Origin of the sequence: Pseudarthrobacter sp. NIBRBAC000502771, from assembly GCF_006517215.1 — a bacterium.
Lineage (GTDB): Bacteria > Actinomycetota > Actinomycetes > Actinomycetales > Micrococcaceae > Arthrobacter > Arthrobacter niigatensis.
Genome location: NZ_CP041187.1, coordinates 848,818 through 875,441 on the forward strand (window position 1 = coordinate 848,818; position 26,624 = coordinate 875,441).

Sequence of the window (26,624 nt, forward strand, 5' to 3'; positions counted from 1 at the left end):
TCAGCCGCCCAGCTTCCAGTTGCGGATCTCCTCCGGGTCCTCGCCGTGGGTCCTGGTATGCTCCCGGGCGCGGTTCCGCCGGTCCTGCAGGTCCTGGCGCAGGAGCGCGTGCGTGCCGGCGAGGCCCGGCACCCGGTCGATCGCGTCGATGGCCAGGGTGAAGCGGTCGATCCCGTTAAGCATGGCCATGTCGAACGGGGTGGTGGTGGTCCCCTCTTCCTTGTAGCCGTGCACGTGCAGGCCCTGCTGGTTGGTGCGCCGGTACGCCAGCCGGTGGATCAGCGCCGGGTAGCCGTGGTAGGCGAAGATGACCGGCTTGTCAGGGGTGAAGATCCCGTCGAAATCGTGGGCCGGCAGGCCGTGCGGATGCTCGCTGTCGTCCTGCAGCCGCATCAGGTCCACCACGTTCACCACGCGGACTTTAAGCCCGGGGGCGCCTTCGCGGAGCAGTTCGGCGGCCGCCACCGTCTCCACCGTCGGGACGTCGCCAGCGCAGGCCAGCACGACGTCGGGCTCCTCGCCGGGTACTTCGGAGCCGGCAAACGTCCAGATCCCCAGGCCGCGCCGGCAGTGGTTGGCGGCATCTGCCGGGCCCAGCCACGTGGGCGAGGGCTGTTTGCCGCTGACCACGATGTTCACGTAGTCCGTGGACGCCAGGCAGTGCTCCATGACGGACAGCAGGGTGTTGGCGTCCGGCGGCAGGTACACCCGGATGACTTCGGCTTTCTTGTTCACCGCGTGGTCGATGAACCCAGGGTCCTGGTGGGAGAACCCATTGTGGTCCTGCTGCCACACATGCGAGGACAGCAGGTAGTTCAGAGACGGGACCGGCTGGCGCCACTGGAGTTTGCGGTGCACCTTGAGCCACTTGGCATGCTGGTTGAACATCGAATCGACAATGTGGACGAAGGCCTCGTAGCAGTTGAACACCCCATGGCGGCCCGTGAGGAGGTAGCCCTCCAGCCAGCCCTGGCACAGGTGCTCGCTCAGCACCTCCATCACCCGGCCGGACCGGGCCAGGTGCTCGTCGACGTCGTCAATCCGGTACTGCCACACCTTGTCGGTGACCTCGTAGACGTTCTGAAGCCGGTTGGACGCCGTCTCATCCGGACCGAACAGGCGGAAGTTATCCATGTTCTGCGCGATGACGTCCCGCATCCAGGACCCGAGCGTGATCATGGGGCTCACGCGGTCCGTGCCCGGGTTCGGGACCTCGACGGCGTGGTCCTGGTACGCGGGCAGTTTCAGTGCGCGCCGGAGCAGTCCGCCGTTGGCGTGCGGCGTGGCACTCATGCGGAAGTCACCGGCGGGCGCGCCCCGGGCGACGTCGGGCCGAAGCCTTCCCTCGGCGTCGAACAGTTCGTCCGCACGGTAGGACTGCAGCCACTCCTCCAGCTGCTTCAGGTGATCCCCGTTGGTGCGGACCTCGGACAGGGGCACCTGGTGCGCCCGCCACGTCCCTTCCACCTGGAGCCCGTCCACGGTGCGCGGGCCGGTCCAGCCCTTGGGCGAGCGCAGGACGATCATGGGCCAGCGGTGCCCGCCTTCCCCCACCTTCTCAGCCTCCGGATCCTGCCGGTGGGCATCCTGGATGGCCTTGATTTCCCCCAGGCAGCGGTCCAGCACGGCGGCGAAGTCGCGGTGCGCCTGCTCGGTGTTGTCCGGATCCTGCACGGTGACGAAGTAGGGCTGGTGGCCGTAGCCACGCAGCAGCTGCTCCAGCTGGTCCTCCGGCATCCGGGCCAGGATGGTGGGGTTGGCGATCTTGTAGCCGTTCAGGTGCAGGATGGGCAGCACGGCGCCGTCCGCGGCGGGGTCCAGGAAGTTGTGCGAGTGCCAGCTGGCGGCCAGCGGACCGGTCTCCGCCTCGCCGTCACCGATGACGACGGCGGTCACCAGCTGGGGATTATCAAACACGGATCCGTAGGCGTGCGCCAGGGAGTACCCGAGCTCACCGCCCTCGCTGATGGAACCGGGGCTTTCGGGGGCCGCGTGGCTGGGAATGCCGCCGGGGTAGGAGAACTGCCGGAACAGTTCGGCGATGCCGGCCTCGTCGTTGCCCACGTGGGCGTAGATTTCCGAGTAGGTGCCCTCCAGCCAGGCGTTCGCGACGACGGCGGGGCCGCCATGGCCTGGACCGGCCACAAAGAGCATCTCAAGGTTGTCCCGGCGGATCACGCGGTTCAGGTGCGCGTAGATGAAGTTGAGCCCGGGCGTGGTGCCCCAGTGCCCCAGCAGGCGTGACTTGGTGTCCTCAGCCTGCAGCGGCTCACGCAGCAGCGGGTTGGAGCGGAGGTAGATCTGGCCCACCGAAAGGTAGTTAGCGGCACGCCACCAGCGGTCCACGAGTTCCAGTTCCCCCTGCCCGATGCCTTCCTGCCGCACGTCGTCCTCCCGCATCGTGTCCTGCATTCCATGGTGCCCAGTCCTGCCGGCCATAACCATCCTCACCTCGGGAGTGCCGCTGCAGGCGGCCGTTTCCCCATCGCAACAGATGGAGGGGCAGCGAGGCAACCCCCCGCCGTCGGACCTTGCCTTGGGGACATGGGCCCCCTGTAGGGTACTAAGCAAGCTTAGTTTTCGCTGCGGCGGAAGCTGGGAACATCAATTGTGGGGAGATCGAGACATGCCAGCCGAAGACGACGTTGTAATTCCCGGGGTTCCGTCCAGCGAACCGCCTGCCCTCGAGGAGCCCACCAGCCCGCGGGAGCCGCTGCCGCCAAAGCCGGACCAGCGCGGCCCCGAGGCGGTGTCCCCCACCGGCAGCCCTACCGGCGCACCGGCCACCGCCCGCGCCCAGTCCGGCCAGTACCTGACCACGGCCCAGGGCCTGCGGCTGCAGGATACGGACCATTCCCTGAAGGCCGGCGCGCGGGGCCCCATCCTGCTGCAGGACCACCACCTGCGCGAAAAGATCACCCACTTTGACCACGAGCGGATCCCGGAGCGCGTTGTCCACGCACGCGGCGCCGGAGCGCACGGGGTGTTCCGGTCCTACGGGACGGCCTCGAAGGTCACGCGCGCCGGTTTCCTGGCCGCGGACGTCGAAACGCCCGTGTTTGTGCGTTTCTCCACCGTTCTGGGCTCCCGCGGGTCCGCGGACGCAGTGCGGGACACCCGCGGGTTTTCGACAAAGTTCTACACCGACGAGGGCACCTACGACCTCGTGGGAAACAACATTCCAGTGTTCTTCATCCAGGACGGCCTAAAGTTCCCGGATGCGGTGCACGCCGCCAAGCCCCACCCGGACCGCGAAATCCCCCAAGCCCAGAGCGCCCACGACACGTTCTGGGACTTCGTCTCGCTGCACACCGAGGCGCAGGCGCACACCATGTGGAACATGTCGGACCGCGGCATCCCGAGGTCATACCGGACCATGGAAGGCTTCGGCGTCCACACGTTCCGGCTCATCAACGCCGCCGGCGACACTACCCTGGTCAAGTTCCACTGGAAGCCCAAGCAGGGCGTGCACTCGCTGGTCTGGGAGGAGGCCCAGATCATCAACGGCATGGATCCGGACTTCCACCGGCGCGATTTGGCGGACGCCATTGAGGCCGGCGCCTACCCGGAATGGGAACTGGGAATCCAGACGTTCCCGGACACGGAGGACCAGATGTTCCAGGGCATCGACCTGCTGGATCCCACCAAGTTCGTCCCCGAGGAGCTGGCCCCGGTGCAGCCCGTTGGTCTCATGACCCTCAACGCGAACCCCACCAACTACTTCGCTGAGACCGAGCAGGTGGCCTTCCACCCAGGGCACCTGGTTCCGGGCATCGACGTCACCAACGACCCCCTGCTGCAGGTGCGCCTGTTCTCCTATCTGGACACCCAGATTTCCCGCCTGGGCGGGCCCAACTTCGCGCAGATCCCCATCAACCGGCCGCACGCTCCGGTCAACGACATGCTCCGCGACGGCATGCACCAGACGGCGGTCCATGGAGGTGCTGCGCCCTACCGGCCCAATTCGCTGGACGGCGGCTGCCCGTTCCTGGCGGGGCAGGACATGGGGGCATTCGTGGACGTGCCCGAGGCGGTTGCGGAGTCAATCAAAGAACGGCACAATCCTGCATCCTTTGATGACCACTACAGCCAGGCCCGGCTGTTCTTCCGCAGCTTGAGTGCCGTGGAGCAAGACCATGTGATCCAGGCGTACACGTTTGAGCTGGGCAAGTGCTACGAAACTGCCGTCCGGGAACGCCAGCTCAAGGCCTTGGCCAATATTGACGCCGGGCTGTGCGCCGCGGTCGCCGCAGGCTTGGGCATGCCCGCTCCGGAGGCCACCGAGCAGGTTCCGGACCGGGATCCCAGCCCTTCCGTGTCCCAGGTGGGCGAAAACTGGCCGGTTGCCGGGCGCGTGGTGGGCATTATTGCCGATTCCTCCGGCGACCTTTTGGAGGTGGAGGCGGCCCGCAAGGCGCTCGACGGCGAAAGCATGGTGCCGCTGGTCATCGCACCAACCGGGGGCACGCTTTCCTCCAACGGGCTGTCGGTGACAGTGCAGCGGACCTTCCTCACGGCACGGTCCACGGAGTTTGACGCGCTGATAGTGGCCGGAGGCAAGCAGCCCGCGCCCGATGCGTCCGCGGGGCGCGACGCGAAGGCCGGGCAACCTGTCAACGGGCTGGATCCGCGCGCCGCACTGATGCTGTCCGAGGCCTACCGCCATTCCAAGGCGATCGCCGCCTGGGGTTCCGGTTCGGCCGTCCTGGAAGAGGCCGGCATCCCGGAGGGGGCCGTAGGTGTGGTGGGAGGCAGCGATGCGGACTCGGTGACCGCCGAACTTTCGTCGCTCATTGCCGCGCACCGCGCTTGGGACCGCTTCCCGGCCAGCGACGCTGCGAAACGGGAAAACTGACCGCGGCCTCTCCAGCCTTCAGGTCCGCCGCTGGGGCCCCGCATCCACCCGATGCGGGCCCCCAGCCGTGCGCATGGCCGGGGCCCGGCAGGCGGTACGGGCGCGAAACCTCCCGTTTCGCAATTACTACTTCCGGGTAGTGTGGACCCAGAATGTTCACCCTCACCATCAACCAGACGGACAGCCGGCGCGACGGCGACCAGGTGCCGCAGCTGCTAAAGGCGCTGCGGCACATCCCCGCGCGCCTGGATTTCGACCGGTCAGTGGAAGACGAAGTCCAGGGCATTGTCGACTGCCCGCACCAGGCCGTGGAGGCCGCGCTGATCGCCTTGCGGAGCGGGTATTGGTACGTGGGAATCGGCGCAGGGACCGTAAACGAGCCATTGCCCAACCAGATCAAGGACGCCTCCGGCCACGGTCTGGTCTATGCCCGCCGGGCGGTGGACCGGCTCCGCAGCAGCAAGGAGCGGGTGCCGGTTGCCGTGGAGGGTCCGCTGGCGGATGTTGCCCATGACGCCGAAGCGATCCTGCGGCTGCTCGGCCATATCGTGCGGGAGCGGTCCGGCGCGGAATGGCGGGTGCTGGACCTGCTGACCCCGGGAGTCCGCGGCCAGCAGAAGGCCGTGGCGCAGGAACTCGGGATCACCACCCAGGCGGTCAGCAAAGCCGTCGCGCGGGCGCAGTGGAACGAAGAACATGCCGCCCGGCCCGCAGCTGCCCGTTTGCTGGCGCTGGTCCTAACGGGCATGACCGCCGGCGGGTTGACCACTTGAGCCGCGTCCCGCCGTCGTAATGACTGCCGGGGCTTCCGTGCCCCTTAGCTGCCCGTTGCTGCCAGGACCGGCTCGCCGTTGAAGTATTCCAGCTTCCAGCCGTCGACCGCGTGGTGGTGCGCCAGGTTGAGGGCGGCGTTGTCCACACTGCCCAGGGCCTGGCCGATGGCACGGCTGAGGCTGACCCGCAGCAGGGTGCCGTGGGTGACCACCAGGACCCGCTGGCCGCGGTAATCATCCGCCAGGGCTTCCAAGGCTGCGAGGCCGCGGTCCGCGGCTTCGTCTTCACTCTCCGCGCCTTTGAATCCGCCGGGAATACGCAGCGCTTCCAGCTCGGGGCCGGCCTGCATCCCCTCGGCCGGGCCGAAGCTGCGCTCGGTGAGCTCCGGGACCCGCCTAGCCACCGTCAGCCCGAGCCCTTCGGCGATCAGGTCCGCGGTCTCCGCGGCCCGGCTCAGCGGCGAGGAGACGATGGCGTCCCATTCATACGGTGCAAGGATGGCGACGGCGTCCCGCGCCTGGCCGCGTCCGACGTCGTTCAGGGGGATGTCGGTTGATCCCTGCAGCCGGCGCTCGGCGTTCCAGTCGGTCTGGCCATGGCGGACGAGGGCGAACGTCGTAAGGGTCATATCCCTATTCTGCCTTGGACTGGCGGCGTGCCCTGAATTCCTCCTTGCTGCCGGGTCCTGCCTAGAGGAGGCTGCGCAGCACATGGGCGGCGCCGTCGTCGTGCACTGAGTGCGTGACTTCGTCCGCCGCAGCGACCACTTCCGCCGGAGCCTGCCCCATGGCGACGCCGCGGCCGGCCCACGTGAGCATTTCGATGTCGTTCCGGCCGTCGCCCACAGCAACCGTCAGGTGCTCTTCAAAGCCAAGCCGGAGCCTGAGGTTTTCCAGGGCGCTGGCCTTGGTGACGCCCGCGGCGGCGATGTCCAGCCACGCGGTCCAGCCCACCGAATAGGTCACGCCCGCCAGGCCCACGTGGTTGATGGCCTCGTTGAACTCTTCGGGCGTGTTCTCGGTGCTGAACACCACCACGCGGACGGCAGTAGCCTCCAGCATGGTCTGGAAGTCAACCCCCACCGCCTCGACGCCGAAGCTGGCATCCTGGAACCGCTCGGTGGAGAGGAACCTTCCGTCGGCGTCCTCAAGCGCGTACTTGGCGGACGGAAGACGTTTGCGGAGGGCACGCAGGGCCGGTCCCGGATCAAACGTGGCCTTGTGGATCACCTCGTAGCCGTTTTCCAGTTCGGGGTGCAGCCGGAGGGTCACCCCGCCGTTGCAGCACACGGCGTACCCGTGCTCGATGCCGATCTTTTCGATGATGGGAAGTGTGGCGTTCAGGGAGCGGCCGGTGGCGATCATAACCTCGTGCCCGGCGGCCACCACGGCCTGCGCAGCTTCCCGTACGCCAGCGGACATGTGGCCGTCGTGGTTCACCAGCGTGCCGTCCACGTCCAGGGCGACCATGAACTTCTGGTCCACCGCGGGGAAGCCGATGCTGTTGCGGTTGTAGTCTCGAAGGTTGTCTCGCCGGTCATCGTTGCCGGCGACTGAGGTTTCAGTCAGCGTTGTCATTCACACAGTGAAGCAGACGTAACTGACACGCGCTAGGACGCGGACCACAGGTTTATTGAACTGTTGGTTAACACGGCGGATTTCCACATTTGCGGGAGGCCGTACATGGACAAGCGCGGGCAAATCCCAGGCTTGTTCGCGGATCGGAACAATTGAAGTGCCGATCCGCTAAAGTGCCGATCCGCTAAAGTGCCGATCCGCGAACACACTGATGGAGGATTCCCCTAGAGGACCGGGAGGACCTCCAGGCCGCCCAGGTACTTCTGCAGGGCCTTCGGCACGTTCACGGAGCCGTCCGCGTTCTGGTGGTGCTCGAGGAGGGCCACGATCCACCGTGTGGTGGCCAAGGTGCCGTTCAGCGTGGCCACGGCGCGCGTGCCCTTGGCAGCACCCTCAGAATTCACCACCCGCTCCCGGATGTTCAGGCGGCGGGCCTGGAACGTGGTGCAGTTGGAGGTGGAGGTCAGCTCGCGGTAGGCGTTTTGCGTGGGGACCCAGGCTTCGCAGTCGTACTTGCGGGCCGCGGAGGTACCGAGGTCGCCGGCGGCAGTGTCGATGACCCGGTACGGCAGTTCGCACTTGGCCAGCATCTCCTCTTCCCAGGCCAGGAGGCGCTGGTGCTCGGCGGCAGCTTCTTCAACCGTGGTGTAAATGAACATCTCCACTTTGTTGAACTGGTGCACGCGGATGATGCCGCGGGTGTCCTTGCCGTGTGATCCGGCTTCGCGGCGGTAGCAGGAGCTCTGTCCCGCGTAGCGGATGGGACCGGCGGAGAAGTCCAGGATCTCGTCGGCGTGGTACCCGGCCAGGGCCACCTCTGAGGTGCCCACGAGGTAAAGGTCGTCTTCGGCGAGACGGTAGATCTCGGCGTCGTGCTTGACGTCGAAGCCGGTGCCCTGCATGGTCTCGGGACGCACCAGGGTGGGGGTGATCATAGGGACGAAGCCGGCTTCAATGGCCTGGTCCATGGCCATCTGCAGCAGTGCCATCTCCAGCCGGGCCCCCACGCCCCGCAGGAAGTAGAACCGCGCACCGGAGACCTTGGCGCCGCGTTCCATGTCGATCGCGCCGATCAACTCGCCGATTTCCAGGTGGTCCCTGGGCTCGAAGTCGGGGAATTCGCGCGGGGCGCCCACGGTCTTGACCACCACGTAGTCGTCCTCGCCGCCTTCGGGAACGCCGTCCTCCACCAGGTTGGGGATGGTGCGCAGCAGTTCTTCCTGCTTAGTCTGGGCGGCATCAGCCTCCGCGGAAGCGGCCTTTACCGAATTGGCGAGTTCCTTGACCTCGGCCAGCAGGGCCTGCTTCTCGTCGCCCTTGGCCTTTGCCACCTTCTTGCCGAACACGTTCTGCTCCGCCCGGAGGTTCTCGAAGCGGAGCAGGGCGGCACGGCGGGCGGAGTCCGCGGAGATGATCGCGTCCACCACTGATTCGTCCGCGCCGCGGGCGCGCTGGCTGGCACGGAACTTGTCCGGGTTTTCGCTGAGGTCTTTTACGTCGATCACCAGACAAGGGTATCCAATTCACTGCACGACGGCGGGCGGGCAGCTCCGTGCCGCGGGCCGCCGCGCGCCGGGCTACTGTTGAACCACCATGAGCGACTGGATTCTCTACCTGCTGATTGCCGTGGCGCTTGCCTTCGCCACCTCCAGCTGGTGGGGGGTGCGCCGCCTCAAGGCCCTGCATATGCGCAGCGCCGTCGCCGGGGAAGCCTACGACTCAGGGCTGGCCCAGCAGCGGGTGGCCGTGGTCCTGAACCCCATCAAGGCGCGGGCGGACGAAGCCAGGGGAATGATCCACCGGGCATGCCTGGCGGCGGGGTGGGAGGAGCCCGTCTTTTTCGAGACGACGGCGGAGGACCCCGGCTTTTCGCAGATGCAGGCCGCCTTGGCGGCAAAGCCCGACGTCGTCCTGGTGGGCGGCGGCGACGGCACCGTCCGGGTGGTTGCTGAGGCCCTCGCGAACACCGATGTAGCCATGGGCCTGATTCCGCTGGGCACGGGAAATCTCCTGGCCCGGAATGTGGACCTGGACGTGAACGATCTCCACGGCAATGTCCAGACAGCGCTTTTTGGGCGGCAACGGTACATTGACACTGCCCGGATGGCCATTGAGAACTCCCGCACGGGCCACTATTCGGAGCACGTCTTCCTGGTGATCGCCGGAATCGGAATGGATGCCGAAGTCCTCGCCGACACCAACGCCGGGCTGAAGAAAGCCGTGGGCTGGCTTGCCTACACGGAGGCCGGGGTGCGCCACCTGCCGGGCCGGCGGAAAAAGGTCTCGATCGCCCTGGATGACAGCCCGGAGCAGGTAAGGAACATCCGCAGCGTACTGTTCGCCAATTGCGGCCTGGTTCCCGGCGGCATTGACTTCATCCCGCAGGCCATGATCGACGACGGCATGCTGGACGTCGTGGTGATGAGCCCCCGCAGCGCCCTGGGGTGGCTGCTGATGTACGTGAAAATCATGTTCAAGCACAGTGGAAAGCTGCCCATCATGACCGTGTACCGGTCAGTCAAGGTGGTCATCAAGTGCCCCGAGCCGATGCCCACGCAGCTCGACGGCGACACGGCGGGGGAAGCCACTCAGCTTACGGTCGGGGTGGAGCCCCGGTCACTCCTGGTCAGGGTCAGGGGGCAGGGACACAGCGGCGGCCCGGCGCAGGGCAGCCCACGCACCGTGCGGTAACGCCGAGCTGAAGCGGCGCCGCGACGCGGCGCCGCCCCAGTAGTCGGCGCCGTCAGGACCCGGACTTTTTCCCAGCCTCCGCAGCAGCTTTCGCGTCCGCGTGGGCTTGTTTGGCAGCAGCGTGGGCTTCGGACTGCTCGCGGATCATCGCCTGCTCCTCTTCGAAGCGGAGGCGGTCTGCGCGGTCGGCGTCGTCCCCGTCCCAGTCCTGGTTGTCTCCCGTCGGCTTGGGGTTGACGATCATCCCCTGGCCGTCATTGTCAGTGCTGCTGGTCATGACCCGCTCCCTTCGTCAGGGGCCATACCCCGTGTGGATCAAGCAAGCATACGCACAGTCCACAGTCCGCGGAAGTATTTTCCGGGGGCATTTGCCTACGCTTTGGGCGAAGCCCCGGAACCGCTTTCACCTGCGGCGGATTCCTCGGCGAGGACGGATTCCACCCACGTCCGGGCGGCCGCGAAAGCCGCATCGGAGGTATGGGCGGGAACGGGCGTGGCGTGCCTGTCGGCCCTGGCGTAGGAGCCCAGGAAGCGGGTGCCTGGACTGATGCGGTGCAGCCCTGCCAGTGCGTCAGCCACCCTGGCCTCGCGGGCGTGGCCGTCGGCGTCGATGCTGAAGAAATAGTGGCCCAGGTACTGTCCGGTAGGGCGCGATTCGATCCTGCTGAGGTTGACGCCGCGGCTGGCGAACTGGTCAAGGATCTCCATGAGGGCGCCGGGCCGGTCCTCCGGCAGCGGGACCACAACGGTGGTCTTGTCCGCTCCGGTCCGTTCCGGCAGTGGAGCCGGCCGGCTGACCAGGATGAAGCGTGTCACCGCGCCGGGGTTGTCCCCGATGTCTTCGGCCAGGACCGACAGCCCCGCATGGTCCCTGGCCACGAGCGGGGCGCAGATTGCCGCGTCGTACTTGCAGTCCGCGTCCAGCAGCCCCAGCGCGGCAGCGGCTGTTGACGATGCGGGAACGTATTCCGCACCGGGTATATGCTGGTCCATCCATAGCCGGCACTGCGCCCAGGCATGGCCGTGCGTGGACACCCGCCGTACATCCTCCAGCCGCACGCCTGGCCGGGCAGCCAGGACAAAGTTGATGGGAACCAGGACTTCGCGGATGATCCGCAGTTCCGGGCCCGCGGCAATTGCGTCCAGCGTGGCCGTCACGCCGCCCTCCACCGAGTTTTCGATGGGGACCATGGCGGCGTCTGCCGAGCTGTCGCGGACCTTGTCGAGGGCAGCGTTGACGTTGGACGCCGGCAACCGGACCGCCTGGGCGGCGCCAGGGACCTGCAGCAGGGCAGCCTCAGTGAATGTGCCCTCCGGACCGAGGAAGGTATAGGTGCAGGGCACTAAAGCACCAGGGGCTTGAGTCCGTTGTCCGAGACCAGGGGCTTGCCGGATTCCAGCCACTGGTCCATGCCGCCGGACACGTTGATGGCTGTGTACCCCTGGCCTGTGAGCCATTGGGCCACGCGGAAGGAGCGGCCGCCGGTGCGGCAAATGACGTAGACGTCCTCGTCCGGGTCGAGTTCTTCCAGCCGGGCCGGGACCTGATCCATGGGGATGTGGACTGCGCCCTCGGCATGGCCGGCAACCCACTCGTAGTCCTCCCGGACGTCCAGGATCACGGCGTCGGCCGGGACGTCATGGACGGGGACGGTATCGAAATCGCTCATCGGAGTCCTGTCTTGGCAGCTCTGTCGGATCAAAGTCAGGTTTAAGCCTAGCCCTTCCGCCTCCCCGCAGCCGGAACGGGTCCGGGGAAAGGCGCGGGTTAGGCTGGTGAAGGCCCAGGAGGTTTCCATGTCCCAGCAGCTGACCGCCCTCTCCGCGCTACCGGCTTGTGCCTGCCGGAAAGCCCGGCCCCGGCCGGCAGGTCCCCGTGCCTGAACTCCACGAACTTTCGGCACTGGCGCTCCGCGACCTCCTGCGCAGCGGATCGGTGTCCGCCACTGAATCCACCGGACACTTCCTGGAGCGGATCGGGCAGCAAAACCCACTGCTGGGCGCCTTCATCACCGTGACGGCGGACCAGGCCCTGGAGCAGGCGCGGGCTGCGGATACCCGCAGCGCCCATTCCGCCGCCGATGACCTGCCCCTGCTGCACGGCATGCCGCTGGCGTTCAAGGACCTCGCGGACGTGGCCGGTGTGGTGACCACGCACGGCAGCGCCGCCCTGGACCACAAACCCGCCCCTGCCGACGCTCCCCTGGTGTCCCTTTTCAAGGATGCCGGCGTGGTTTCGCTGGGCAAGACCCAAGTGCCCGAATTCGGACTGACGGCCTACAGCGAAAACCGCATCGCGCCGCCGTCGCGCAACCCGCACGCGCCCGGCAGAAGTTCGGGAGGGTCCTCCGGCGGCAGTGCAGCCGCCGTGGCGGCAGGGTTGCTGCCTTTTGCCCCCGGGACCGACGGCGGCGGATCAGTCCGCATACCCGCTGCCGCCTGTGGCCTGGTGGGACTCAAACCCGGGCGGGGGCTGGTGGCCGCCGGGGAAAGCGCCGGCGACCCTGCCCGGCTGGTGACACCGGGACCCATTGCCCGGAGCGCAGAGGATGCCGCGCTGATGATGGACGTCCTGGCCCCAGGGAACCAGTACCTCGAGGCAGTCCGGCAGGAGCCGCCGCGGCTGAGGATCGGCATCACGCTGGACAGTCCCTGGTCCGGCACCTTTCCGTTCACGCCGGACCGGGAGGCCCTGGACGCGCTCCGGGCCGGCGAAGCCCTCCTGGAACATGCCGGCCATACCCTTGGCGACGCCGGCGTCCGTTATGACAACCGGTACCCGGATGCCTTCACCACAGCCTGGACCGCCGGAGTGGGCGCCGCCCGGATCAGCCCATCCAAGGAAGCGCAGCTCGCGCCCCTGACCCGGACCTTCCGCCGGCGCGCGCAGCAGCGCAGCCCTGCCAAACTTGCCGAGGCGCTGGCGTTCCTGCGGCAGTTCCAGCACGACACGGAGGCCCAGTACCGGCAGTGGGACCTGATGTTGATGCCCGCGCTGGCGCAGACGCCCCGGCCGGTGGGCTGGTTCACCGGCACGGCGCACGGCAGCGGCCGCTGGCCGTCGGTGCAGTGGCCCGGGGACGCCGATGGCGACTACCGGAAGCAGTGCGAATACGCGCCCTGGTCCTCGATGGTCAATGTGTGCGGACTGCCGGCCATCACGGTTCCGGTGCATTGGACCGGCGGTGCCCCCGGGAGCGGACTGCCCATGGGAATCCAGCTGGTGGGCCCTCCGGGTTCTGAGGCCCTCCTGCTGCAGGTCGCGCGCCAACTGGGCTTCTAGGGGCAGGGCTTTTTGCTGTTGACCTTAACCTAACGGCGGCTTAACCCAGCCGTAACCTGGGCTACCCAAACTGGTAAAGCGCCATTACGTTTCCTCCACCCACCAAGCTCCACGAGGAGTTGTCCTGCATGAATGCTGAACCCAGCGCAACCGGCGCCGAAACTTACGCGGCGGCCCCCGATGGCCGGCCAGACCTGAGCAACACCAACGTCAGGGAGGACCTCGCCATGGCCGGCCGGTGCGCCCTGGTCCACCTGCCGACGGGCCGGACTTGCCTGCTCCCCCTCCGCCATCAAGGGCCCTGCGAGTTCCACCGCCCGCAGGAGGCACAGGACATCGTTAACGGCGGCTGACTCCCCGCGTGGCCTGCCCCGCGGGTTGCATACCGATGCCGCGGTGCCCATGTGGACTTCGCCGGCGTATCGACTCCCGCGCCAATCAGGAGGACGATTAAAGGGCAGTCACCATGAGGAGGCCTGTATGTGCTACGCATCAAACAAGGACTTCGGATGGGGCGCCAGGAAGGAAACGACGCGCCGGCCCGAAGCCGAAACAAAACCCGAAACACCTGCGGAAACTCCAAAGGAGCCGGTCAAGGCACCGGATTTCACCTTCTGGGCGTTCCCCAACTGGCGCAGGTCCCCTGCGCCGCGCACCCCCTCCGCCGAGCGGAACAAGGAGAGGGTCTGACGCCCGGGCTGTAATCACCCGGGCCGGAGTCGAAGGAGGGGTTCCCGGGCGGGTGCCCCTCCTTCGACAAAACACCCCGGGACCTCCTCCGCCTGCGACCCTTGGCCGCACACCCCGTTACGCGCGTTGTGCTAACGCAACACTGGCGTCTATGGTTGCACAATAAGCATGCTTATTATTCTGCGAAAGGAAACGGGCATGAGCGCAGGACAGTACACGCCAGGACCGGACCGCCTGCCGGAACGCGACGCCACCACGCCGCCAGCAAATCCGGCCCAGCCGTCCGGGGACCGGGCCGCATCCCTCGGCGGCGCCCCGTCCTACCCAACCCGGGAGCCCGGAACGCCGGCCACAGGAACCTCGGCCACGACCGCCCCGGGCGGCGCCACCCCGGAGCGCAAGGTCACCCGCGCCGGAGTCATTTGGGCAGCGGTAGTGGCTGCCTTGGCGCTCCTGATCCTGCTGATCGTTTTCATCCTGCAGAACCAGGAACAGGCCTTGGTGAAATTCCTGGGCTTCGAGGGCTCAGTCCCGCTTGGCATGGCTCTGTTCATCGCAGCTGTGACGGGCGGCGTGCTGGTGGCCGTTGCGGGCGGCGCGCGTATCCTCCAGCTCCGCTCCAACGCCCACAGGGCACGGGTCCGGCAACGAAAGTAGCGGCCGGTCGCCGAGCCGCCCGCGTGGCTGCCGCCGTCGAGGTGGCTGCCGCCGTCGAGGTGGGTACCGACGTCCCAGCTTTACGCCGGCTCCCCTAACGGGCGCCCAGCGTCGCGAACTTTCCAGCGCGGGCAGCCACCAGTTCCGGCACGGGAACTCCCGCCACAGTCGCCAGCTCATACTCAATCGCCTGTGCCATCCGGACACAGAATTCGCGCGGCTCCAGGGAAGCATCACCGCGCTCGTCAACGATGTGGTCCACCAGCCCGTTCGCGTACAGCGCCGCGACGTTCACACCCTGCGCCTGGGCCATGGCGGGCGCGAATTCGGTGGTCCGGTGGACGATGGCGCTGGCTCCCTCCGGCGGCAGCGGCGACAGCCAGCTGTGCTGCGCGGCGATGGTCCTGTCCGCAGGCAGCAGCGCCAGCGCCCCTCCCCCGGCGCCCTGGCCAAGCAGCACGGAAACCGACGGTGACTCGAGTCCGATCAGTTCATGCAGCGAGCGCGCAATCTCGCCGGCAAGCCCGCCCTCTTCCGCTTCCTGCGAAAGGGCGGCACCGGCGGTATCGATGACAGTCAGCAGGGGAAGCCGCAGTTCCTCCGCCAGCTTCATCCCCCGCCGCGCTTCCCGCAATGACCCGGGACCCATGCCGGCGGCGTCTTTCCGCAGCGGGCGTGCGTGCCCCAGCACGATGCAGGACTGGGTGCCGAAGCGTGCAAGAGCCAGCAACAACCCGGGGTCCTTCTCGCCCTGCCCGGTTCCGTTCAAGGGAAGGGCATCGCCGGCGCCGAATTTCAGCAACTGGCGCAGGTCCGGCCGCCGCGGCCGCCGGGAGAGCCCGATGGACGTCCAGGCGTCCACGGACGATGGCCGGACGTTCACGGTGTCGGGAGCCGCGGGGCGCGGCGGCAGCGGGGCCGCGGGAGCGAGGATGTCCAGCGCCCGGCCCACCAGATCGGCGAGGTCGCGGGGTTCCACCACGCCGTCGATCAACCCCTTGTTGAAGAGGTTTTCCGCCACCTGGACGTTCTCCGGGAACGCTTCGCCGTACAGCGCCTCGTAGACGCGTGGGCCAAGGAATCCCAGCAGGGCCCCGGGTTCGGCCACGTTGATGTGCCCCAGGGATCCCCAGGACGCCATCACGCCTCCGGTGGTGGGGTGGCGCAGGTAGACCAGGTAGGGAAGGCCGGCCTGGCGGTGCGCGCGGACTGCGCCGGTGATCTTCACCATGGACAGGAACGCGAGCGTCCCTTCCTGCATCCGCGTGCCGCCTGACGCCGGACCGGCCAGCAGCGGGAGCCCTTCAGCAGTGGCGCGTTCGACGGCGGCAACAATCCTTTGCGCTGCCGCGTGGCCGATCGACCCGGCAAGGAACGAAAATTCGCTGACGATGAGTGCGACCCTCCGGCCGCGGATCAGCCCGGCGCCGGTGATCACTGATTCGTCGGCGCCGCTGCGCTCCCGCGCCTTGGCCAGGTCCCGGGCGTACTCTTCGGACAGCCCGGGCTGCTCCGGTTCCGCGTCCCAGGAAACGAACGAACCGGGGTCCACCACGGCTTCGAGCAACTCGGTGGCGTTCATGTGCCGCACCTTCTCTGCCGTCGCCACGCTACTTGGCCGCCGGAGCCGCGGGGGCCATGCCCAGCCATTCCCGGATGGCGGCGCCGTCCTCATTCAGCAGCGGCGGTGCGTCGTGCCCCGTCGGGGTGGTTTCCGCGGCGTCGCCGGGTGCGAAGAAACGCAGCGGCGGCCCCGGCAGGCTCACCTTTCCCAGCAGCGGATGGTCCACCTCCACCACCAGGCCCTGGGACGCCACCTGCTCCCAGGCGTACACCTCATCCAGTGAGCGGACCTTGCCGGCCGGGATCCCGGCGTCGTTCAGCTTCTGCAGCAGTTCCACCGCCCCGTACCCCGAGAAGGCGCGTTCGACGGCGGCAATCACCTCGCCGCGGTTCCGCACCCTTTCGGCGTTGCTGGCGAAACCGGGGGCGGCAGCGTCCAGGCCGAAGGCTGCCGCGAAGGACTGCCACAGTTTCTCACTGCCGACACTGATCTGGACGCTGCCGTCCTTGCAGTTGAACAGGCCGTAGGGTGCGATGGACGGGTGGTGGTTCCCCTGGGCCTGCGGAACTTCGCCGGCAACGGTGGTCCGGGTTCCCTGGAAGGCGTGGACTCCGATCAGGGAAGCGAGCAGCGACGTGCGCACCACTTGGCCCCGGCCGGTCCGGTTCCGCTCCACCAATGCCGCCAGGACGCCGAACGCCCCGTTCATGCCGGAGAGCAGGTCGGCGATGGGAACCCCCACGCGCTGCGGATCATCCGGTCCGGAGCCGGTGAGTGACATGAGTCCGGCTTCGCCCTGCAGGATCTGGTCGTAACCGCTGCGCTGGGATTCGGGGCCGTCGTGGCCAAAGCCGGTGATGGACAGGATCACCAGGCGCGGGTTGAGCTCATGCATCGCAGCCGCTGAGAAGCCCAGCCGGTCCATGACGCCGGGCCGGAAGTTCTCGATCACCACATCGGCCCGCTCCAGCAGTCCGCGCAGCACCACCTGCCCGTCTTCGCTCTTCAGGTCCAAACTGATGGATTCCTTGTTGCGGTTGCAGGACATGAAGTAGGTGGACTGCAGGTCATCCTCCGGGCCGACGAAGGGCGGGCCCCAGCCCCGGGTGTCGTCCCCCGTGCCGGGGTTCTCCACCTTGATGACACGGGCACCGAGGTCCGCCAGCATCATGCCGGCGTGCGGTCCGGCAAGTGCCCGGCTGAGGTCGACGACGGTGTGCCCGGCCAGGGGGCCTTGGCGGTTCTCGGTGCTCATGTTCTGGTTTCCTTTCTAAAAACAGGCTGGACGGGGACGGTGGCAGTTAGAGCCAGCCGGGGACCACCAGTGCCAGCCATGCCAGGACGGGTCCGGCCACGATGACGATTCCGCTGTAGCCGAGGATCCGCTTGTAGAACTGGTCCTTGTCCACGCCCTCCGGGGCGTTGGCCAGCACCAGTGCGCCGTTGGTGGAAAACGGCGAGACGTCAACGATCGTGGCGGAGACCGCCAGGGCGCAGATGACGCCCACGGCCCCGATTTCACCGGTTGACAGGAACGGGACGGCGAGCGGGATGAGCGCCGCCAGGATCGCGGTGGAGGAGGCGAAGGCGGACACCACCGCGCCGATGAAGCAGATGATGAGGGCCGCCAGCAGCGGCATTCCCATTCCGGCGACGCCGCTGGAGACGAATTTGATGGTGCCGGCCTCCTCAAGCACGCCGACGAAGGTCAGCATGCCGCAAATGAGCAGCACGGTGGACCAGCTGATCTTGTTGATGGCGCCCTTCTGCGCGGCCGGCGAGACCAGGGCCAGCACGATGGCGATGGTGATGGACACGAAGCCGACATCCATCTTGAAGCCGAGGGCCACCACGGCCAGCACGATCAGTCCGGCAATGGTGACAAGCTGGGGGATCCGTTCGGAACGTTCCTTGGTGGCGGCAATGCCGTCGCCTGCTGGGTCGCGGGGGCCGTACATGCCCGAGCCGAAGCCCTTGAAAGGAACGTCGCCCCCGGCCGCCTTGGCGCCGACGCTGACTGCCATGCGCGCCTCGGCCGCCTGCTCCACGAAGTGTCCCACCTTGGAGGACAGGAGGTTCTTGCCGCCCAGGACCACGAAGAGGACCAGCGCGATGACCAGGTTGAAGATGAAGCTGGACAGGAACAGGGCGGTGGGGCTGAACGCGAGGTCGGTCTTGGCCAGGATGCCGTTGACGGTGACGCCGTAGACGGCGATGGGCGAGAAGCCGCCGGCCTGTGCGCCGTGGATCACCATCATGCCCATCAGGAGCGGGCTGATCTTGTACTTGCCGGCAAAGCTCAGGGCGATGGGGGCAATGATGGCGACGGCGGCGGGAGACAGGGCGCCCACGGCCGTGATCACCGCGGTGATGGCGAACATGACCCAGGGGATGAGGGCAACGCGGCTGCCCACGAGCTTGACGGCTCCCCGGACCAGGAGGTCGATGGTGCCGTTGTTCTGCGCGATGGCGAAGAGGTAGGTGACGCCCACGATGGTGAGGAAGAGGCCGCCGGGGAAGTTGGCCAGGATCTCATTGGTGGACATGCCCAGCACCACGGCGCCGAGCAGGAAGGCGCCGACGAAGGCGAGCGCACCCATGTTGAGGGGCAGAACGGTGGCGAGCAGGAACATCGCCGCGAGGATGATGATGGATAGGACAGGAGCGGACATCGTTGGTCCTCCATTGAGGGGAAGAATGTGACGTGAGTTACTGGCTCACTGGACTAGCCTCTTAGACAGTGAGTCTATCTGTCAATAGATGAAGGCGGTATTCTGGACCGGTAGACCCAAGGGAGGGCTTTGTGGAGAAGACGGCACGGCTGGGGCTGGAACGCGTTGCGCGGCCACGGCTGTACGAGCAGCTGGTGGAACAGATCCTTGCCTACATCGAGTCCGCCCAGCTGAAGCCCGGCGACCTGCTGCCGGCCGAGCGCGACCTCGCCGAGCGGCTGGGCGTCTCCCGCGCCACTCTCGCCCAGGCTCTGGTGGCCCTTGAGGTCCTGGGCGTCATTGACGTGCAGCACGGCACCGGAGCCGTGCTGGCCCGGAGGCCCAGCGTCGCCTCGGTGGTCAAGGGCCTGCGTGAGCACCAGAGCCGGCTGCCGGAAATCGTGGAAGCCCGCAGCACCCTGGAGGTGAAGCTTGCCGCCCTTGCCGCGGAACGCCGGACGGACCAGGACCTCGCCGCGATCGACAACGCCCTGGACGTCATGGCACAGGAAATCAGCGACGGCGACCGCGGCACCCACGGTGACGAACTCTTCCACCAGGCAATCACCGGCGCGGCGCACTCCTCGGTCCTGGCACAGCTGATGGCCTTCATCGCGGAGATGATCCTGGAAACAAGGATGGAGTCGCTGGGCCAGCCCGGCCGGCCGGAACAGTCACTGGCATCACACCGGAGAATCGCCGACGCCGTGCGTGCGCAGGACGCTGCGGCAGCGGCCGACGCTATGCTGGCGCACATCGAGCTCGTCTCCGACGTGGAGCTGCTCCGCTAGCAGCCGCACGCACCGGGCAGTACCGCCGTAGAGGCACGTTCGATTGACATGATCCCGCCGGGTGAGCGCCACGGCCACCCGCGGGGCCAGTTCACCCTGTGGTTCGGCGCCAACGCGCAGATCACCGCCATCGTGGACGGCGCCCTGGCCGTGGTTTTCGGGGCGGATGCTTTCTGGGCCATCGTGGGACTGTTGGTGGGGAATGTGCTGGGCGGCGCCGTCATGGCCCTCCACTCTGCCCAGGGCCCCAAGCTGGGGCTGCCCCAGATGATTTCCAGCCGGGCGCAGTTCGGCGTGTACGGGGCCGTGATCCCGCTGGCACTGGTCATCCTGATGTACGTCGGATTCGCCTCCACCGGCACCGTCCTTTCGGGGCAGGCCATCAACCTCATGCTGGGAGTGGAGACGCCCGCCGTCGGAATCCTCATCTTCGGTGCGGCCACCGCCCTGCTGGCCATCCTGGGCTATAAGTACATCCACGCGCTGGGCCGCATCGCCACCGTGCTGGGCCTCGCCGGCTTCCTCTACCTGACGGTCGCCGTCGTCACCAGGTTCGACGTCACCCAGGTGCTGATGGTCAAGGGCTTCGAGTGGCCCACGTTCCTCACCGCCGTCGCCCTCGGCGCAGGCTGGCAGCTGACGTTCGGCCCGTACGTCGCCGACTACTCCCGCTACCTCCCGGCCCACACCTCCGAGCGCAAGACGTTCTGGTACACCTTCGCCGGCTCGGTGGGCGGCGCCCAGTGGGCCATGACCCTGGGCGCCCTCGCCGGAGGGCTGTCGGCCGCCAAGCTGGGCGGGGATTTCCTGAAGAACCAGGTGGGGTACATGGGCGACCTCGCCGGCGGCGGCCTGATCGCCGTCTTCATCTACCTGATGATCGTCACCGGCAAGCTGACAGTGAACTGCCTGAACGCCTATGGGGCCTTCATGTGCGGCGTGACCATCAGCACCGCGGTCAACCGCCGGGACACTGTCTCCAAAACCGTTCGGATCGCTTTCATCGCGGCGGTCATCGGTGCCAGCGTCCTCATCGCGCTGTTCGCCAGCAAGGACTTCCTGAACCTATTCAAGAACTTCGTGCTCCTGCTGCTGATGGTGTTCACGCCATGGTCCGTGATCAACCTCGTGGACTACTACAAGATCTCCCGCGACCGGCTGGACATCCCGGCCCTGTACAACCCGGACGGCCGCTACGGCCGCTGGAACGCCGCGGCCCTGGTCTCCTATGGAATCGGCGTCGTCATCCAGGTCCCGTTCCTGGCGCAGGCCCTGTATACCGGCCCGGTCACCAAGCTGCTGGGCGGGGCGGACATCTCCTGGCTCGTGGGGATCGTGGCCACCCTCGCCATCTACTACCCGTGGGCCAAGGCCACCAACCGGGCCCCGGCGGAATCGATCTACCCGGCGGGCAGGGTTGGGGAGCCGGCGGCCGTGGCAATAGAGGGGTAGGCAGGCAGCAGGGGGAATTTACGACGGCGGCCCGGGCATTAGGTGCCAGGACCGCGGTTTGCGCCGAGCCGGGGGCGGCCGGCACCCGCCGGTTAGAACGTGCCGGTGTTTGACCCGGCAGTGCCGGCGACGGCCACGCCAATAATGAACAACAGCCAGAGCGCTCCGTAGCCCAGCAGGCAAAGGTAACCCAGCACCAGGCCGGTGATGGACATCCCCTTGCCCGAGGGTTCACGGCGCAGGGCCAAATGGCCGGTGATGATGGCGGCGAACTGGGGCAGCAACAGCCAGCCCATGATCACCGAGGCGATGCCGCAGACCATGCTGGCGATGCTCAGCGTTTTGGGTTCCACCTGCTGGCCGTAGTAGGACGCCTGGCCGAAGTACTGGGGCTGGTTGTATTGGGCCTGGTTGTAGGGTCCTTGGCCGTACTGCGGCTGGTTGTACTGGGGCTGGTTGTACTGGGCCTGGCCATACTGGGACTGGCCGTGACCGGCTCCCTGCCCATACTGGCCCGGTGGCTGGTACCCGGACCACGGCGGGCCGCCGGACTGGTTTTCGGGTCGCTGGTAATCGGGCCCCTGGGATGGCTGGTTGCTCATGGTTTCTCCCCTGCGAATCTGGTTACAGCCTACGTCAGTGCAGGACCAGCCGGACGGCCAGGACCACCATCAGGACGCCGATGGCGGCGTCGATCCACCGCCAGGTCCGGGGGCTGGAGAGCACCCGGGCCAGCGCCCGCGCCCCGTACCCGAGGGCCGTGAACCACAGGACGCTTCCGGCCACGGCGCCGGCGGCAAAGGTCCAGCGCAGCCCGGGGCCCTGCTGGTTGGCGAGGCTGCCCAGCAGCACCACGGTGTCCAGGTAGACATGTGGGTTGAGGAAGGTCAGGGCGGCCGTGGTGGCGATGACCGAGTTCCTGGACCTGGGCGACTGCTCCGTCAGCGCGGAAGGCCTCGCCGCTGCCAGGAAGGACCGCACCGCGAACCACAGCAAATAGGCGGCTCCGGCCCAGCGCAGGACTTCCAGCACCCCGGGGAAATGGGTGACAAGCGCTCCGATCCCCGCTGTTCCGCCCACGATCAGCAGCGCGTCACCGGCCATGCAGACGAGCACCACTGCGCCAATGTGCTCCCGGCGGATGCCCTGGCGCAGCACAAAGGCGTTCTGGGCGCCGATCGCCACGATCAGCGCCAGCCCGGTCAGCATTCCAGTTATTCCCGCGGTCCACATTCCATGACCATAGGATCGCAACCTACTGTAGACAAATAATAGATTGTCGGTTATCCTTAGAATATCTTCATGAACCTTGAACACCTGAAGGCCTTCGTCGCGGTTGTCGACGAAGGAACGTTCGAGGCCGCGGCAGACCTGCTCCGCGTCACTCCGTCGGCCGTGAGCCAGCGCATCAAGGCGCTGGAAACCTCCGTGGGGCAGGTCCTGGTACGCCGCCGGGTTCCCTGTACCGCCACGGACGCGGGTGCGCTGCTGCTGCGGATGGGCCGCCAGGTGCAGTTACTCGAGGCCGAGACCTCGGCAGCACTGGGAACGGGTTCGACCTTGCGGGCCCCTCTGCCAGTGGCCGTGAACGCCGATTCGCTGGCCACGTGGTTCCTTCCGGTCCTGCACCAGGCCGCAGGCTGGGAGGACTCTGCACTGGACCTTCATGTTGAGGACCAGGGCTACAGCAGCCAACTGCTCCGCGACGGCGCAGTGATGGCCGCGGTGACCTCCGACCCTGTCCCGGTGAGCGGATGCCGCGTGGAGTTGCTGGGATCCATGCGCTATATCCCGGTGGCCGCTCCAGGGCTGCGCCGGCGCTTTTCCAGCCCAGGCGGGATGGACTGGGCGGCAATGCCGGTTATGAAATTCAATGCGAAGGACACCCTGCAGCAGCAGCTGCTGGCCGCGAAGAGCGTGCAGCAGGCTCCGCCCACGCATACCGTGCCCTCATCCCAGGGGTTCCTTGCAGCGGTCAGGGCAGGCCTGGGCTGGGGAATGATTCCGGAGCTCCAGCTCTCGGGCGAACTGGCGGACGGCGCCCTGGTCCGGTTGGAAGAGGCCGCCCACCAGGACGTTGCCCTCTACTGGCAGGCCTGGTCCCTCGATTCAAACCGGCTCGCGCGGATCGGCGCAGCGGTCCGCGAGGCCGCCATTGACAAACTGCGGCCCGGGACCCGGCAGGAGCCTAGCGGGCCAAGTAGGGCAGGAAATAGACGGCAAAAATAACGAAGGCCGCCAGCAGCGCCAGCTTGCCTGCGCTGGTCCCGCCGTGGTGCTGCGCCCTGGTGCTCCGGCCGTGGCGCCAATGCCCGGCCGGCGCGGCCGCATGCTGCCCTGCCTGGACGTCCCGTGGCGGCAGGGCCCGGCCTGCGGGGTGGCGGGATGCGCTGCGGGCCCTGGCTGCGTCCTTGGCTCCGGTTTTGCCTCCCGGGCTTGCGGCGGGACCGCCCGGGGGCAGGGCTCCCGCCGGGCGCACCACGGTTCCCGGACGCACGTTGCGCAGGGCAGTGATGCCGGGCTCCTGCTCGTGCGTGAGCTGCCGGCCCAGGTCCTCGTACAGGCCCACCACGGCCTGCTGGTCCAGTACCGCCGGCAGCGACTCGATGGCCGGGACCACCCGCTGCGAACCGGCCACGGCCACGTCCGAGTCGGTGATACCAAAAAGGTCGGGCTGGGCAGCCATGCAGATAAGTGGACGGACCAGCCTGCGGTGCGGCGGAGCCAGCACCGAGGCAACGGCAGCGCATTGGGCCAGGGCACCTTCGACGGCCTGGGTGCGCGCATAGCGGCCCTGCCAGAGCACGCCGGACGCCACCTGCACCTCGCCGGTCCAGTTCTTGGAATCCACCACCACCACGCCGCCCGGTCCCACCAGGACGTGGTCCAGGGTGGCCTTGGGCCTGCCCGGCCAATGGACATCGTGGAGCACGTACCAGCCGCGGGGAACCAGCTCGCTGAGCTTGTCGGCCACCGTCCGCTCCCCCACCGCGCCGGTATCCCATGCCTTGGTGGATTGATCGGCCTCATCCAGCCTGCGCTTCAGCCGCGCCACGCGCTCGGCAGCAAGCCTGGACTGCTCCGCTGCCCCGTCTCCTGCCCCCATTGGACGTCCCCGTTTCCTTGCAGGAACCGACTAAGGCGGCGACCCGCCGTCGTCCGTTCCTTTCGGTGGAATTTCCTTGAAAGTAGCAGTGGGCGGAAGGGGCGGTATATAGGTACTTTCGCGGCTGTGTACTCAGTTGGACTACTTGGTTGGCGTACGTCATGGCAGGTCACAGCGTCCGGATTTTGGGCGGGTCGTTTTGACTCCTGCCAGCTTCTGGCATGCTGGAGCCATGGCTAGCCGCGCGGGTACAGTTGCCCAACCCCAGGACCTTGTTGACATCACTGCGCTCCTCGACGCGTATTACGACATCGCGCCGGACCTGGGTGATCCCGGCCAGCGCGTGGTGTTCGGAACGTCCGGGCACCGAGGGTCCAGTTTGAAGGCCTCCTTCAACGAGCAGCACATCGTGGCCATCACCCAGGCAATCGTGGAGTACCGGGCGGCCCAGGGCGTCACCGGTCCGCTGTTCCTGGCCAAGGACACCCACGCGCTGAGCGAGCCGGCACAGAACTCTGCCCTCGAGGTCCTCGCCGCCAACGGCGTCCAGGTCCTGGTGGATGCCCGGCACGGCTACACCCCCACCCCGGCCCTGAGCCACGCCATCCTCACCTACAACCGGAAGGCGGCGCCCGGCGCCCCGCAGGCTGACGGCATCGTGGTAACGCCCAGCCACAACCCGCCCGGCGACGGCGGCTTCAAGTACAACCCCCCGCACGGCGGTCCGGCCGACTCAGACGCCACAGGCTGGATCGCCAACCGCGCCAACGAGCTCCTGGAAAACGGCCTGCGGGGCGTGAAGCGGATTCCGCTGGCCGACGCACAATCGGCCGACACTACCGGCAAGTTCGACTTCCTCTCCAGCTACGTGGACGACCTTCCGTCCGTCCTGAACCTGGATGCCATCCGCGAGGCCGGCGTCCGGATCGGTGCCGACCCCATGGGCGGCGCCTCCGTTGACTACTGGGGCGAGATCGCCGAGCGCCACCACCTGGACCTCACCGTGGTGAACCCCACCGTCGACCCGCAGTGGGCGTTCATGACGCTGGACTGGGACGAAAAAATCCGCATGGACTGCTCCTCGCCGTCCGCCATGGCCTCGCTGATCCAGCGGATGTCGGCAGGCGGATCCTCCTTCGATATCGCCACCGGCAACGACGCCGACGCAGACCGCCACGGCATCGTCACCCCTGACGGCGGGCTGATGAACCCGAACCACTACCTCGCAGTGGCCATCGACTACCTGTACCGCAACCGCAGCGGCTGGAACCCGGCCTCGGTAGTGGGCAAGACCCTGGTGTCATCCTCCATCATCGACCGCGTGGCGCAGAGCCTGGGCCGCAAGCTCGTGGAGGTCCCGGTGGGCTTCAAATGGTTCGTGCCCGGCCTGCTCTCGGGTGAAGGCGCGTTCGGCGGGGAGGAATCCGCAGGCGCTTCCTTCAACAAGCTGGACGGCAGCGTGTGGACCACGGACAAGGACGGCATCCTGCTGGCCCTGCTGGCGTCCGAGATCACCGCGGTCACGGGCAAGTCCCCGTCGCAGCTGTACAAGGGCCTGACCGACCAGTTCGGCGCCCCTGTCTACGCCCGGATCGACGCCGCCGCGACGCGTGAGCAGAAGGCAAAGCTGGGCAAGCTGTCCGCCGCTGACGTGACTGCCACGTCGCTGGCGGGCGAGGAGATCACCGCCAAACTCACCGAGGCACCCGGCAACGGCGCACCCATCGGCGGCCTGAAGGTGGTCACCGAGAACGCCTGGTTCGCGGCCCGGCCGTCCGGCACCGAAGACGTCTACAAGATCTACGCCGAGTCCTTCAAGGGCGAGGAGCACCTGAAGCAGGTCCAGGCCGAGGCCAAGGCACTGGTGGACAGCGTCATCGCCTAGCTTCCACCCTCGCGGCACCACAGCCGGAGGACGCGCCTGGTGGTGTGGTCGCCGTCGGGAGCCATGTCCACCAGGGCGACGCGGTCAAGCACGACGGCGTCGCCGGGGTGGAGGCGCTTGCCACCATGGTGTGAGACGTGGGGGCGGTATCCGGCGAGGGTGTGGGCCGGCGTCAGGATCCTGCCTCCCACGCCCACGACGACGTCAACCAGCTGCCCGTGCAGGGCCTGCAGGTCAGGCTGGGGCTGGATGAGGTTGACGGGAACGGATCCGTTGCGGCCGAAGGCGGCGTCCTCCCCCACGGTGAGCGCGGCGCCCAGCGCTGCGGCTGCCGGTGCATCAGCGAGCCCGGCGATGCGTTCGGCGACGTCCGCGCTGCCTGTTGCGGCGGCGTCGAACCCCACGTCAAACCGCACCAGCGTGATGTGCAGCGGCCAGTCGGTGCGTGGGAAGACCTGGCCTTCGGCCACGGGCTCCACGAAGGCCACAAAGATCAGGTTCCGCGTCGGCATGGCCCCAGTCTCCCACCACGGCCGCGTCCAGACGCACCATCACCTCCCGCCCTTAAAACCCAAACGCCCCATCACC

25 protein-coding genes are annotated in these 26,624 nt (G+C 67.5%); 11 read left to right on the forward strand and 14 right to left on the reverse strand.

The annotated features are described in order from the left end of the window. Positions 1-2,439: a phosphoketolase gene (locus NIBR502771_RS04045; RefSeq protein ID WP_141158598.1), complete on the reverse strand. Its 2,439-nt coding sequence runs from the start codon at positions 2,437-2,439 to the stop codon at positions 1-3. Between the two features lie 187 nt (positions 2,440-2,626). Here NIBR502771_RS04045 and NIBR502771_RS04050 point away from each other — a divergent pair, with 187 nt between their 5' ends. After that, complete coding sequence (locus tag NIBR502771_RS04050) at positions 2,627-4,855, forward strand: catalase (RefSeq protein ID WP_141158599.1); 2,229 nt, start codon at positions 2,627-2,629, stop codon at positions 4,853-4,855. A gap of 152 nt (positions 4,856-5,007) precedes the next feature. Next, complete coding sequence (locus NIBR502771_RS04055) at positions 5,008-5,628, forward strand: MarR family transcriptional regulator (protein WP_141158600.1); 621 nt, start codon at positions 5,008-5,010, stop codon at positions 5,626-5,628. A 44-nt stretch (positions 5,629-5,672) separates the two neighbouring features. Here NIBR502771_RS04055 and NIBR502771_RS04060 read toward each other — a convergent pair whose 3' ends face one another. From NIBR502771_RS04060 to serS, 3 genes are all read right to left on the reverse strand, one after another. Further along, a complete protein-coding gene (locus NIBR502771_RS04060) occupies positions 5,673-6,257 on the reverse strand; it encodes a histidine phosphatase family protein (RefSeq protein WP_141158601.1) in 585 nt (194 codons plus the stop codon). 61 nt (positions 6,258-6,318) lie between these two features. After that, positions 6,319-7,206, reverse strand: a complete 888-nt coding sequence (locus NIBR502771_RS04065) for an HAD family hydrolase (RefSeq protein ID WP_141158602.1) — start codon at positions 7,204-7,206, stop codon at positions 6,319-6,321. Between the two features lie 224 nt (positions 7,207-7,430). Then, on the reverse strand, positions 7,431-8,711 hold the full coding sequence (gene serS / locus NIBR502771_RS04070) for a serine--tRNA ligase (protein WP_141158603.1): 1,281 nt from the start codon (positions 8,709-8,711) through the stop codon (positions 7,431-7,433). Between the two features lie 88 nt (positions 8,712-8,799). Between serS and NIBR502771_RS04075 the strand changes: the two genes are divergently transcribed. Beyond that, the gene (locus tag NIBR502771_RS04075) at positions 8,800-9,897 is read left to right on the forward strand and encodes a diacylglycerol kinase family protein (RefSeq protein ID WP_141158604.1); all 1,098 of its coding nucleotides are present in this window, start codon (positions 8,800-8,802) and stop codon (positions 9,895-9,897) included. A 52-nt stretch (positions 9,898-9,949) separates the two neighbouring features. Here NIBR502771_RS04075 and NIBR502771_RS04080 read toward each other — a convergent pair whose 3' ends face one another. From NIBR502771_RS04080 to NIBR502771_RS04090, 3 genes are all read right to left on the reverse strand, one after another. After that, entirely contained in the window at positions 9,950-10,174 is a 225-nt protein-coding gene (locus NIBR502771_RS04080; protein WP_141158605.1) for a hypothetical protein, read from the reverse strand. A gap of 95 nt (positions 10,175-10,269) precedes the next feature. Continuing rightward, a complete protein-coding gene (gene pheA / locus NIBR502771_RS04085; protein ID WP_246839804.1) occupies positions 10,270-11,241 on the reverse strand; it encodes a prephenate dehydratase in 972 nt (323 codons plus the stop codon). Further along, positions 11,241-11,567 carry a rhodanese-like domain-containing protein gene (locus NIBR502771_RS04090; protein ID WP_141158607.1) on the reverse strand — a complete coding sequence of 109 codons (327 nt, stop codon included), beginning with the start codon at positions 11,565-11,567 and terminating at the stop codon, positions 11,241-11,243. The genes pheA and NIBR502771_RS04090 overlap by 1 nt, the downstream gene beginning before the upstream one ends. Before the next feature lie 206 nt (positions 11,568-11,773). On the opposite strand from NIBR502771_RS04090, the gene NIBR502771_RS04095 reads away from it, so the two are divergent. From NIBR502771_RS04095 to NIBR502771_RS04110, 4 genes are all read left to right on the forward strand, one after another. Further along, positions 11,774-13,180, forward strand: coding sequence for an amidase (locus tag NIBR502771_RS04095; protein WP_141158608.1), 1,407 nt, complete (start codon positions 11,774-11,776; stop codon positions 13,178-13,180). 128 nt (positions 13,181-13,308) lie between these two features. Continuing rightward, positions 13,309-13,533 (forward strand): hypothetical protein, encoded by a 225-nt coding sequence (locus NIBR502771_RS04100; RefSeq protein WP_141158609.1) that lies wholly within the window; start codon positions 13,309-13,311, stop codon positions 13,531-13,533. Positions 13,534-13,660: 127 nt separating this feature from the next. Beyond that, a complete protein-coding gene (locus tag NIBR502771_RS04105; RefSeq protein ID WP_141158610.1) occupies positions 13,661-13,870 on the forward strand; it encodes a hypothetical protein in 210 nt (69 codons plus the stop codon). 198 nt (positions 13,871-14,068) lie between these two features. Next, positions 14,069-14,527 carry a lipopolysaccharide assembly LapA domain-containing protein gene (locus tag NIBR502771_RS04110; protein WP_141158611.1) on the forward strand — a complete coding sequence of 153 codons (459 nt, stop codon included), beginning with the start codon at positions 14,069-14,071 and terminating at the stop codon, positions 14,525-14,527. A 94-nt stretch (positions 14,528-14,621) separates the two neighbouring features. On the opposite strand, the gene NIBR502771_RS04115 is transcribed toward NIBR502771_RS04110, so the two are convergent. From NIBR502771_RS04115 to NIBR502771_RS04125, 3 genes are read right to left on the reverse strand one after another with little or no spacing between them, the layout of a single operon-like run. Continuing rightward, a complete protein-coding gene (locus NIBR502771_RS04115; RefSeq protein WP_141158612.1) occupies positions 14,622-16,136 on the reverse strand; it encodes a carboxyl transferase domain-containing protein in 1,515 nt (504 codons plus the stop codon). A gap of 1 nt (position 16,137) precedes the next feature. Next, positions 16,138-17,346 carry a CaiB/BaiF CoA-transferase family protein gene (locus NIBR502771_RS04120; RefSeq protein WP_141158613.1) on the reverse strand — a complete coding sequence of 403 codons (1,209 nt, stop codon included), beginning with the start codon at positions 17,344-17,346 and terminating at the stop codon, positions 16,138-16,140. Between the two features lie 46 nt (positions 17,347-17,392). Continuing rightward, positions 17,393-18,763 (reverse strand): SLC13 family permease, encoded by a 1,371-nt coding sequence (locus tag NIBR502771_RS04125; RefSeq protein WP_141158614.1) that lies wholly within the window; start codon positions 18,761-18,763, stop codon positions 17,393-17,395. Between the two features lie 131 nt (positions 18,764-18,894). Here NIBR502771_RS04125 and NIBR502771_RS04130 point away from each other — a divergent pair, with 131 nt between their 5' ends. Together NIBR502771_RS04130 and NIBR502771_RS04135 are read left to right on the forward strand one after the other, a co-directional pair. Next, positions 18,895-19,593: a FadR/GntR family transcriptional regulator gene (locus tag NIBR502771_RS04130; RefSeq protein ID WP_141158615.1), complete on the forward strand. Its 699-nt coding sequence runs from the start codon at positions 18,895-18,897 to the stop codon at positions 19,591-19,593. Between the two features lie 48 nt (positions 19,594-19,641). Then, on the forward strand, positions 19,642-21,045 hold the full coding sequence (locus NIBR502771_RS04135) for a cytosine permease (protein WP_141158616.1): 1,404 nt from the start codon (positions 19,642-19,644) through the stop codon (positions 21,043-21,045). Between the two features lie 92 nt (positions 21,046-21,137). Here the strand turns inward: NIBR502771_RS04135 and NIBR502771_RS04140 are convergent, their stop codons facing one another. Together NIBR502771_RS04140 and NIBR502771_RS04145 are read right to left on the reverse strand one after the other, a co-directional pair. Next, positions 21,138-21,647: a DUF4190 domain-containing protein gene (locus NIBR502771_RS04140; protein ID WP_141158617.1), complete on the reverse strand. Its 510-nt coding sequence runs from the start codon at positions 21,645-21,647 to the stop codon at positions 21,138-21,140. Between the two features lie 34 nt (positions 21,648-21,681). After that, the gene (locus NIBR502771_RS04145) at positions 21,682-22,278 is read right to left on the reverse strand and encodes a LysE/ArgO family amino acid transporter (RefSeq protein WP_246839805.1); all 597 of its coding nucleotides are present in this window, start codon (positions 22,276-22,278) and stop codon (positions 21,682-21,684) included. Between the two features lie 69 nt (positions 22,279-22,347). On the opposite strand from NIBR502771_RS04145, the gene NIBR502771_RS04150 reads away from it, so the two are divergent. Further along, on the forward strand, positions 22,348-23,274 hold the full coding sequence (locus NIBR502771_RS04150) for a LysR family transcriptional regulator ArgP (RefSeq protein ID WP_141158618.1): 927 nt from the start codon (positions 22,348-22,350) through the stop codon (positions 23,272-23,274). On the opposite strand, the gene NIBR502771_RS04155 is transcribed toward NIBR502771_RS04150, so the two are convergent. Continuing rightward, positions 23,234-24,151, reverse strand: a complete 918-nt coding sequence (locus NIBR502771_RS04155; RefSeq protein WP_141158619.1) for a nuclease-related domain-containing protein — start codon at positions 24,149-24,151, stop codon at positions 23,234-23,236. The genes NIBR502771_RS04150 and NIBR502771_RS04155 overlap by 41 nt on opposite strands. Before the next feature lie 232 nt (positions 24,152-24,383). On the opposite strand from NIBR502771_RS04155, the gene pgm reads away from it, so the two are divergent. After that, positions 24,384-26,036, forward strand: a complete 1,653-nt coding sequence (gene pgm, locus NIBR502771_RS04160) for a phosphoglucomutase (alpha-D-glucose-1,6-bisphosphate-dependent) (RefSeq protein WP_141158620.1) — start codon at positions 24,384-24,386, stop codon at positions 26,034-26,036. Here the strand turns inward: pgm and NIBR502771_RS04165 are convergent. Beyond that, complete coding sequence (locus NIBR502771_RS04165; protein WP_141158621.1) at positions 26,033-26,548, reverse strand: 2'-5' RNA ligase family protein; 516 nt, start codon at positions 26,546-26,548, stop codon at positions 26,033-26,035. The two genes, pgm and NIBR502771_RS04165, sit on opposite strands and share 4 nt — an antisense overlap. Positions 26,549-26,624 lie beyond the last annotated feature (76 nt).

What these genes read in the sequence shown, in the direction of transcription:
- NIBR502771_RS04145 (WP_246839805.1), bottom strand. Translation starts at nt 22,278, where the DNA reads ATGTGGACCGCGGGAATAACTGGAATGCTGACCGGGCTGGCGCTGATC.
- NIBR502771_RS04045 (WP_141158598.1), bottom strand. Translation starts at nt 2,439, where the DNA reads ATGGCCGGCAGGACTGGGCACCATGGAATGCAGGACACGATGCGGGAG.
- NIBR502771_RS04065 (WP_141158602.1), bottom strand. Translation starts at nt 7,206, where the DNA reads ATGACAACGCTGACTGAAACCTCAGTCGCCGGCAACGATGACCGGCGA.
- NIBR502771_RS04055 (WP_141158600.1), top strand. Translation starts at nt 5,008, where the DNA reads ATGTTCACCCTCACCATCAACCAGACGGACAGCCGGCGCGACGGCGAC.
- NIBR502771_RS04125 (WP_141158614.1), bottom strand. Translation starts at nt 18,763, where the DNA reads ATGTCCGCTCCTGTCCTATCCATCATCATCCTCGCGGCGATGTTCCTG.
- NIBR502771_RS04105 (WP_141158610.1), top strand. Translation starts at nt 13,661, where the DNA reads ATGTGCTACGCATCAAACAAGGACTTCGGATGGGGCGCCAGGAAGGAA.
- pgm (WP_141158620.1), top strand. Translation starts at nt 24,384, where the DNA reads ATGGCTAGCCGCGCGGGTACAGTTGCCCAACCCCAGGACCTTGTTGAC.
- NIBR502771_RS04090 (WP_141158607.1), bottom strand. Translation starts at nt 11,567, where the DNA reads ATGAGCGATTTCGATACCGTCCCCGTCCATGACGTCCCGGCCGACGCC.
- NIBR502771_RS04135 (WP_141158616.1), top strand. Translation starts at nt 19,642, where the DNA reads ATGATCCCGCCGGGTGAGCGCCACGGCCACCCGCGGGGCCAGTTCACC.
- NIBR502771_RS04100 (WP_141158609.1), top strand. Translation starts at nt 13,309, where the DNA reads ATGAATGCTGAACCCAGCGCAACCGGCGCCGAAACTTACGCGGCGGCC.
- NIBR502771_RS04110 (WP_141158611.1), top strand. Translation starts at nt 14,069, where the DNA reads ATGAGCGCAGGACAGTACACGCCAGGACCGGACCGCCTGCCGGAACGC.
- NIBR502771_RS04140 (WP_141158617.1), bottom strand. Translation starts at nt 21,647, where the DNA reads ATGAGCAACCAGCCATCCCAGGGGCCCGATTACCAGCGACCCGAAAAC.
- NIBR502771_RS04155 (WP_141158619.1), bottom strand. Translation starts at nt 24,151, where the DNA reads ATGGGGGCAGGAGACGGGGCAGCGGAGCAGTCCAGGCTTGCTGCCGAG.
- NIBR502771_RS04120 (WP_141158613.1), bottom strand. Translation starts at nt 17,346, where the DNA reads ATGAGCACCGAGAACCGCCAAGGCCCCCTGGCCGGGCACACCGTCGTC.
- NIBR502771_RS04075 (WP_141158604.1), top strand. Translation starts at nt 8,800, where the DNA reads ATGAGCGACTGGATTCTCTACCTGCTGATTGCCGTGGCGCTTGCCTTC.
- NIBR502771_RS04165 (WP_141158621.1), bottom strand. Translation starts at nt 26,548, where the DNA reads ATGCCGACGCGGAACCTGATCTTTGTGGCCTTCGTGGAGCCCGTGGCC.
- NIBR502771_RS04150 (WP_141158618.1), top strand. Translation starts at nt 22,348, where the DNA reads ATGAACCTTGAACACCTGAAGGCCTTCGTCGCGGTTGTCGACGAAGGA.
- NIBR502771_RS04060 (WP_141158601.1), bottom strand. Translation starts at nt 6,257, where the DNA reads ATGACCCTTACGACGTTCGCCCTCGTCCGCCATGGCCAGACCGACTGG.
- NIBR502771_RS04050 (WP_141158599.1), top strand. Translation starts at nt 2,627, where the DNA reads ATGCCAGCCGAAGACGACGTTGTAATTCCCGGGGTTCCGTCCAGCGAA.
- NIBR502771_RS04080 (WP_141158605.1), bottom strand. Translation starts at nt 10,174, where the DNA reads ATGACCAGCAGCACTGACAATGACGGCCAGGGGATGATCGTCAACCCC.